Origin of the sequence: Actinokineospora enzanensis DSM 44649, from assembly GCF_000374445.1 — a bacterium.
In the GTDB taxonomy this organism is placed as follows: domain Bacteria; phylum Actinomycetota; class Actinomycetes; order Mycobacteriales; family Pseudonocardiaceae; genus Actinokineospora; species Actinokineospora enzanensis.
This window is the reverse complement of record NZ_KB894431.1, coordinates 106,465-114,489: the sequence shown is the minus strand read 5'-3', so window position 1 is coordinate 114,489 and position 8,025 is coordinate 106,465. Positions and strand designations below refer to the sequence as shown.

Below are 8,025 nucleotides of genomic sequence, written 5' to 3'. Positions count from 1 at the left end.
CACCGCCCAAGAGACCGCGATCGCCCGCTACATCCGCTGGACCAACAAACACGCCACACCCAAACAACACTTCGCGGTCAACTCCAAGATCCGCAGACCTGATTACCTACCCAACATTGCTTGATGCGGCACTAGCTGGTGCTCATCGGTCTTGGCCGAGCATCATGTGAGCCGGTCGGAAGCGCCCAGCGGCGACCACCTGGACCTCACTACGGGCGTGCCAATACTCGGTGGGTGGGAGAGTGTGCGCGACGATTGCTCCCGAACACCGGAGGGCCCATGTCGGCACGCAACGAGTCTCTCGACGAACTCAGGGTGAAGTTGGCTTTTGGTTCGCCGGTTCGTGAGGGTGTCGAACTGGTCCGCGCGCAGGGGCGGGGCGCGATCGTTGTCCTCGGGTGTGGTTCCTGCCATGAATCGATGTTCGGCAACGGTGTCGTCACGGACCAGCCCGTCACCAGCGAGGTGATCCTGCGTGCGACGAGTGGTGACGGCGCACTGGTCGTGAACGCGGACTGGAGCCGAGTCGTTCGTACGCACACCAGGCTGGAGCCGGACCCGACGCCGTCGTCGGCTGGTGGAACCAGACATGCCACAGCCGAGCGGTTCGCGGCTCAGTCCGGCCACCCGGTCATAGTGGTGAGTGAGGAGCAGCGGGCCATAACGCTGTTCATCGGTGGCCGTGGTCACCGCCTCCGTGAACGCGTCGAATTGCGCGGCGAGATCGACGACCGGATGAACCTCGTCCGGACCCTGGGAACCAATCGCGATACGTCGGATCATGACACCGTCACTACAACGCTGCGGGAACTCAGCGGACTCCTCGACGAACTGGGTGAATCGGGGCGAACGCTTCGGACCGAATGCCAGATACTGATGTCGCGGGTCGACAAGGCCTGGCCGGGCACCGACCTGACACCTGCCGCCCCGGTCATCAAAGGCGTGAGCAACCAGATGGCCGGTTTCGCGCAGACGGTGGTACAGGCGGGAACGATCACGTCGCTGATACTGCCGTCCCCGGCACCGACTCAACCGACGCCTCGACAGCTCCCTTTCACCGTTCGGGAGCTGGTGAATCAGGCCGTTGCCCTCAGGCGCCTCACCGAGATGGCCGACGCGGACATACCCGAGGTGCACTGCGTGGTCGGCACACCCGGTGTCGGGAAGACTGCGGTCGTCGTGCACTGGGCCACCGTGCACGAGGACCGCTTCCCCGACGGTGTCCTCTTCGCGGAATTGCGCGGATACCATCCAACTGCGCGTACAGCGGAGCCGGACGAGGTCATCGACGGATTCCTGTCCGCTCTCGGCATGTCGGCGCTGGTGACGGGGAACTCCCTGCAGAGCAGGGTCGCGCTGTACCGCTCGGTCATGCACGATCGCCGGATGCTCGTCGTGCTGGATGACGCGAAGGACGCCGAGCAGGTTCGGCTCCTGCTGCCCAGCGGCCGCAACGCGGTCGTCGTGACCAGTCGCACGAGGTTGCGCGGACTGGTCAGCCGGGAGGGGGCAAAGGTCATCGACCTCGACCCGCTGCCGTCGCACGAGGCCATGATCCTGCTGGGGCAGGAGGCCGATCCCGATGTCGCCGACCTGGCCCGGTTATGCGGACATCTGCCGCTCGCGCTGCGGATCGCGAGGCAACGGCTGGCAAGCGGCGAGTACGCCGACGTCGCGGCGTTCATCGCCGAACTACGCGCGGACAACGCATTGAACCTGTTCGACGATGAAGATCCAGCGGCCGCGTTACGCCCGGTCTTCATCGCTTCTTACCGTCACCTCACCGACTAGCAGGCGCTCACGTTCCGCTTCCTCGGACTGTTCGCGGGGAGCACCATATGCGCGGAGGCAGCAGGGGTGCTGTCCGGTCTGGGTACGGCCAAGGCTCGCAAGGCGTTGGCCGGGCTGCACCAGGTCAGCCTCGTCGAACTCGTGGGCCCCGGCCGGTACCGCGCGCACGACATGCTGCGGCTCTTCGCCATCGAGCGGATCAGCACGGAGGAGTCGGGCGACACCCGGACCGCCGCGGTCCGTGCGGTGATCACGTGGTACCTGGCAAGCGCCGCCAACGCTGACCGGCTGTTCGATGTGAAGCACCCCGAGATCTTGGGGATCGCTGGTCCCGGTATGGAGTTCTCCGACGCGACGGCCGCGATGGACTGGCTGCACGCGGAGCGGACCAACTTGGTCGCTTGCGTGCACCAGGCGGCAGAGTGGAGTCTGCACGACCTGGCTTGGCGCCTGGCAGCGACGCTGTTCGAGTACTTCTACCGCACGAAGATGTGGTCGGACTGGATCGGTACCCACACCACCGGTCTGGCTTCCGCGCGCACCGAGAGGGATCGCCACGGCGTCGCGACGATGCTGTCCAGGCTCGGTGTCGCCCACCGTGAGCGGTACGAGCACGAACTCGCCGAAGATTGCTTCCGGGAAGCGCTGTCGACCTGGGAGGAACTGAAGTATGCCGTCGGTGTCGCGTGGGTCGCGGGCCGCTACGCACAGGCTTGTCGGGAACGCGGTCGGCTCGACGAGGCCGCCGTGCTGTGCCTGCGCGGGCTCCACGTGGCCGAGCAGACGGCCGACCGTCAGGAACAGGGCGTCATCCACAACAACCTCAGCGGCATCTACCGCGACGCGGGCCACTTGGACGAGGCGCTGGAGCACTCCACACGGGCTCTCACCGCCTTCACCGAGGTCGGCTACCACCGCGGTATGGCCTGGGCCAGGACCAACGCCGCCAACATCCACCGCGACGCGGGCAGACTGGACATCGCCTTGGAGCTGTACCAGCAGGCCTACAACCAACGCGTGGATCTGGGCGACCAGTACGGCCAAGCCCTGACCCTCAGCGACATGGGCTACGCGCAATGCCTGGCGGGTGCCGTCGAGACCGGCGTCGCGACCATGCGTACCGCCCTCGACCTGTTCCCCGAGGATGACCCGATCACCCGACGACTCCGCGCTCGACTCACCGAGTTCACCGACACGATCGGGTAATCCGGCCACACCTCCACGCGCAGGATGCGTGACATGCGACAAGGACATTCTGCACCCGTGGTCCGCATCGACCGGCTAGCGTGATGCCCCGTCTGTGGACCAAAGCCCAGCCGGCGCGGACGGAGCTTCGATGGCCGACCACCCTGAGCAGTTGCCCCCCGTTCTGGCCTTCGGTCAGCAACTTCGGAAGGGACTTGAACGCGTCCGGGGAAGCGGTAGGGGGACCGCGGTGGTGCTGGGCTGCGAGCACTGCCACGAGGAGTTGCTCGACGGGGGCATGCCCATCGAGCTGAACGTCACCTCCGCCTTGATCCACGACGGGTCGCAGCAGCACGGGGCGATGATCCTCAACACCGCTTTGGACCGGGTGATCCGGATGCGGACCATGCTGCGCCCTTCTCGGAGCGCCCTGCTCACCGACGGCGGTACCAGACATCTCAACAGCAAGCGGTTCGCCGCGGAGACACGCCATCCGGTTGTTGTCGTCAGCGCGGAACGCGAAGAGATCACCCTCTTCCTCGGGGATGACGAGTACGAGCTCCGCACGTACGAAGAGTTGATCAGACGCACCGGGTGGTACCTGTCGGCGCTGCGCGAACTCGACAGCGATCTCACGGAACGGTCATCCGAGCTGGCACGGGTGCGAGCCGGTCTGGAGGCACATCTGACCGAGCTCGGCAGGGAAGCCGACGTTTTTCGCTTCCAGCGAACGGCGATCATGGAGTCACTGGCCAAGCGGCGGCTTTCACTCGCCGTCGCGGATGTGCGGGCGATCGACCTGCGGCCGCTCTCCGTGGTCCACGGTGACACCGGGCACCCATCAACCGCCATCGTCGACCGCGAAGACTACGTGCGGGACCTCCGAGATCTGGTTGTGAACGGCCCTTGGGGTGTGTCCGTGCTGCGCGGCACGCGGGGCATCGGCAAAACGCGCATCGCGGACGAGACGCTGGAGAAGCTACGGAACGACGGGGTGCGGGTGGCTCGACACCGCGCGGATGCCACGAACCGGCTGGACGTCGCCACGTTCATCGACTACGTGGAGGGTGGCCCAGACCCGTCGCGCGACTCCGGCAGATCCTCGCTCGTGCGGCTGGAAACCGCGTTAGGGCGGATTGTCGCACCGGTGGTGGTCATGATCGACTCGGCGGACCACCTGCTCGACCCGAGGACGAATCATCTCATGGACCCGCAGTTGGACGAGGCGTTGGAGATGATAGCCGACACATCGGAACACCTGCTGACCGTGCTGCTGGTCACCCAGGCCGACCCGGTCTCGCCCAGCGGTGGCACGTGGTCTGCACCGGGGCGGCAAATCACCGTCGACCAATTGTCCCAAGAGCACTTCCGCGACTACCTCCGAACCCTGGAACCCGCCGGGCGCTGGGACCTCGACCGGCTCACAGCGGAAAACTGGGCAGCCCTGCACAAACGGTGGCAAGGCAATCCTCGGCTCGGTGAGCTGGCCCACGCCGTGGTGGTCGTTGCCGACAGTAGGTTCGACCCGGTCACCTTGGCCGACCACCTGAGCCGATTCAAAGCGAGCAACGTGCTCACCGAGCTCATGCACCTCTTGGTCGAGAGCGTGACAACGTCGCAACGCGCGGTACTGCGGGCTTTGGCGGCCTTTGGCACAGCGGTACCGTCGAGCCTGGTTGTCAATCTGGTCGAGAGCGCGACAGCCGCCGAGGTCGAGGAGGCGTTGTCCACCCTGGCGCGCCACCGGATCATCTACCGCGTGGCAGGCGATCACTACTCATTGCCGGAGGAGGACGCCGTCCTGGTCCTGCGGCACAAGGACCAGCCACCAGCGTCGACCATGTATCTCCGCGCGGCGATGTTGCTCAAGTCGCAGTTCGTCGCAGTTCCCCGCAATGTGCACGAACTCCGGGCACATTTCGCCGCGTTGGAGGCACGACTCCTGGCTGATGCTCCGAGTTCCGCGTACGAGGTGGTGGAATCGATCAACGGGGTTGTTCGCGAATGGAACGCCGAACACCTGTTGTTGGACAGTCGGGAGCGGTTGCGAGCGGCGTTGGATGACCACCACCTGCGCAAGGCGAACCTGAATGCGCTGGGTATCATCCATCTTTCCGCGCAGCGGTACCAGGAAGCATCAGACTGCCTTCGGGAAGCGCAGGGCATGGCACTGGAGGCCAATGACGGCCTCAGCGTGGCCAAGATCTACAACAACCTCGGCACGCTGGAATGGGAGTGTCACGACATGACGATGGCACTCACCTACTACGAGATGGGCCGTGAGGGCGCTGAGGAGTGCCAGAGCTTGTCGACGCAACTGGAAGCCTTGGAAGGCATCGCCAGCTGTCATCGCCGCCTCGGCAGGTATGACCTGGCCCTGCATGCCGCCGAGAAGATCACCGATATCCGAGAGCGGCCGGGGTTCCCGGAAACAGATGGCTCGCCGATGTTCTTGTCGAACACCGTTTCCGCTGCCCTCCGGCTTGCTCGTTGGCACAGCGAACTCGGGAACTCCGAACGAGCCGGGCATTTCCTGAATATGGCCGAAACCGATGCGAGGCGACATCCGCTCGGCCTGTTGCGAGCGGCGACACTCGACGGCCGGGCCGAGGTCCAACTGTACCTCGATGATCCGGAATCGGCGAAAGTATCCGCGAACATGGCCATCGACCTGGCACTGGATCAAAGGGATCCGGTCGTGTTGGCGCAGGCCCGGACCACCCTCTGCTTCGTGTACCTGACGATGGGCCAACCCTCCGCTGCCAGGAGGGAGATAGGGCTGGTTTGGCCCTCCCAGCGTAGGCACCAGGCACTCATGGTGTTGGCCCTCCGAGCGTTGACCGCCCATCTGACCGGCGATACCCGCGAAGCAAGGACCCAGTTCGAAGCGTTGCGCGATGAGTCGGCAGGCCGGGTGAAACACAACGGCGACGACTTCGCCGCCTGGCTGCTTCTCGGCTACGCGCTGTGCGGTCTGAACTTCACCGCCCCTGACGACATCTCCGCTGCTCTCGTAGCCTTCCAGGCCGGGCTCCGGCCGGACATTCCTGCCCTGCCCGGTTTTCTAGGGCGACTGCGGTACATGATCGAACAACTTGGCCACCCCGAGGCACTCAAACCCGCGCTCGACATGTTGTGACAGGTCAGAACCAGTCGGACTCTCGCGCCAGCATGATCGCCTCGATCCTGGTGCGCACCCCCATCCGTCGGTAAACCCCGCGTAGCAAGCGGAACATAGCCCGTTCGGAATACCCGGCCGCGCTCGCCAACCGGCCGACCGTCACTCCCGCCGCCAACTGACGCAGCCATGCCACTTCTTCCGTCGACACCGGTCGGACCGTGTCCGAGCGATCGCCCGCCACCAATTCGGCGGCCACGGCGGCGGGCATCACAGCTTGGCCCTCGATCGTCCCCACCACAGCCCGACGCAGCACTTCCCCGGTCGCGGCCCTCGGCACCACCGACCGTGCCCCCAAGCGCAGCGCCCGCACCCCTGCCGTCGTCCCACCGTCGAGCACCGCAATGACGACATGCGCACCCGCCAACGCACACAACCGCCGAAGTACGTCCCAGTCATGCTCGACGAGCAAGGTCAGCAGTACGACCACATCGCCGGGTTGGCGCACCCACGCCAGCGGGTCGGCGTGTGTCTCCACGGGATGACCGGCAGCGGCCAGGACCGCGGCCACTCCCCGCCGATACAGGGGCAACGGGTCGACGACGAGGATCGGAGCGACCACGGTGACGCAGCGTTCCTTCCCGGCGGCCATCCGGCGACCGCACCGACAGATCATCGTCCCTGACCGCCGCGGCGGGTGCGGACACGCCAACCATGTCAGTGCCCTGCCACCAGACCTGTCATGGACCCGCGTGTGTCCGCGTTCCTAGCGTCGACGGGTGAGGTGATGCCCATGAATTACGATGACGACACCGGCCGACGCACATACTCCGAGATCCACAGTGCCGACCGTCCACCGGATCCGCCAAGCAGCGTGCGCGCGGTCGATCCGGCGGTGCGGAACTTGTTCATCGACCACATGCACCGCCACCCCGACTGGAGTGCGGCGGAAATCTGTGACCACTTGCGGGTTGAGCACCAAGCCCAGGCGCTCAACCACTCGACCGCACACGCGATCTTCACTCAGCACGGCAAGCTTCGACGTTAGACGGCCTCTTTCTGACGCGACCGCAGAACAGGCAGCCTCGCCCGAATCGAGCGAGGCTGCCTACTACTGTCGTTTCTACCGATCGGCAGCAGGCTCCGGAACAACGTCGGGCAGGCGCACGGCTCGCCAACGTGGCGGCACGATTCACCAGGACCGTCAACGGCGACGCGGATGTGGCCATCGAGCGGGAGCGCCTCGGTCGGATCATCGCCGACTCGGCCAACGGACGCCCGACGTGGCTTCCAGCCCGACCCACCGCGAGAAGAATCTTGAAAGTGTCCGAGACGATGTCGAAACCGGGTAGGCCCGTTCGACGCCCCCATCGGTGACCGCGTTCCCGCTCGGTGAAAGTCAGCGAAAGAATGACCTGACCGGCTTGAGCTCACACTTCTCGGCCCCGTCCATTGCCGTGCTCCGGTCGCGCTCGTCTTCCCAGACGTCCACCTCGGCCAAGCCACGCGTGTAGGACTCCAGATCCGACGTGCCCATCACGTGGAAGGGAGCATGTGCAGCCGCGGCGAACTCCTCGGCGAGGACTGAGTGGGTTCGCAGGTACCCGTTCCGATGCTCGACCCAGCCACCGTCCTTGTGGTCGAGTCGCTCACGGACAGGTGTCGGGTGGTCCGCTTGACGCCGAAAACCGCCTTGTTGATCGACTGGCCGAACCTGTCGGCTTCCTCGTGCACGTCACGCAAGATGGCCGACGATATTGTCATGGAATTGTCCAGCACCTCGACCTGGACCTGGTTGGGCACCCACAACCTCGACCGGATGGCCTGAAGCGCCGCCAGCAACTCGCCGCGAGGCTCCTTTGGCGACCGGTATAAACCGAGGTAGACACAGGAGTCTGCGACGAACACGGCGGCGTCGAGGTCATCTCGCA

6 protein-coding genes are annotated in these 8,025 nt (G+C 65.4%); 4 read left to right on the top strand and 2 right to left on the bottom strand.

The features are described from left to right. Positions 1–279 precede the first annotated feature (279 nt). The 3 genes from C503_RS0128010 (at position 280) to C503_RS0128000 (ending at position 6,115) form a co-directional block, all read left to right on the top strand. Complete coding sequence (locus C503_RS0128010) at positions 280–1,791, top strand: diadenylate cyclase (RefSeq protein ID WP_084477350.1); 1,512 nt, start codon at positions 280–282, stop codon at positions 1,789–1,791. 66 nt (positions 1,792–1,857) lie between these two features. Beyond that, on the top strand, positions 1,858–2,997 hold the full coding sequence (locus C503_RS43690; protein ID WP_018685536.1) for a tetratricopeptide repeat protein: 1,140 nt from the start codon (positions 1,858–1,860) through the stop codon (positions 2,995–2,997). A gap of 130 nt (positions 2,998–3,127) precedes the next feature. Then, positions 3,128–6,115 (top strand): diadenylate cyclase, encoded by a 2,988-nt coding sequence (locus tag C503_RS0128000; RefSeq protein WP_018685535.1) that lies wholly within the window; start codon positions 3,128–3,130, stop codon positions 6,113–6,115. Positions 6,116–6,119: 4 nt separating this feature from the next. On the opposite strand, the gene C503_RS0127995 is transcribed toward C503_RS0128000, so the two are convergent. Next, positions 6,120–6,746 (bottom strand): helix-turn-helix domain-containing protein, encoded by a 627-nt coding sequence (locus C503_RS0127995; protein WP_018685534.1) that lies wholly within the window; start codon positions 6,744–6,746, stop codon positions 6,120–6,122. A gap of 141 nt (positions 6,747–6,887) precedes the next feature. Between C503_RS0127995 and C503_RS0127990 the strand changes: the two genes are divergently transcribed. Continuing rightward, a complete protein-coding gene (locus tag C503_RS0127990; protein ID WP_018685533.1) occupies positions 6,888–7,142 on the top strand; it encodes a hypothetical protein in 255 nt (84 codons plus the stop codon). Positions 7,143–7,630: 488 nt separating this feature from the next. On the opposite strand, the gene C503_RS48960 is transcribed toward C503_RS0127990, so the two are convergent. Beyond that, positions 7,631–8,002, bottom strand: a complete 372-nt coding sequence (locus C503_RS48960) for a PIN-like domain-containing protein (protein WP_425393537.1) — start codon at positions 8,000–8,002, stop codon at positions 7,631–7,633. Positions 8,003–8,025 lie beyond the last annotated feature (23 nt).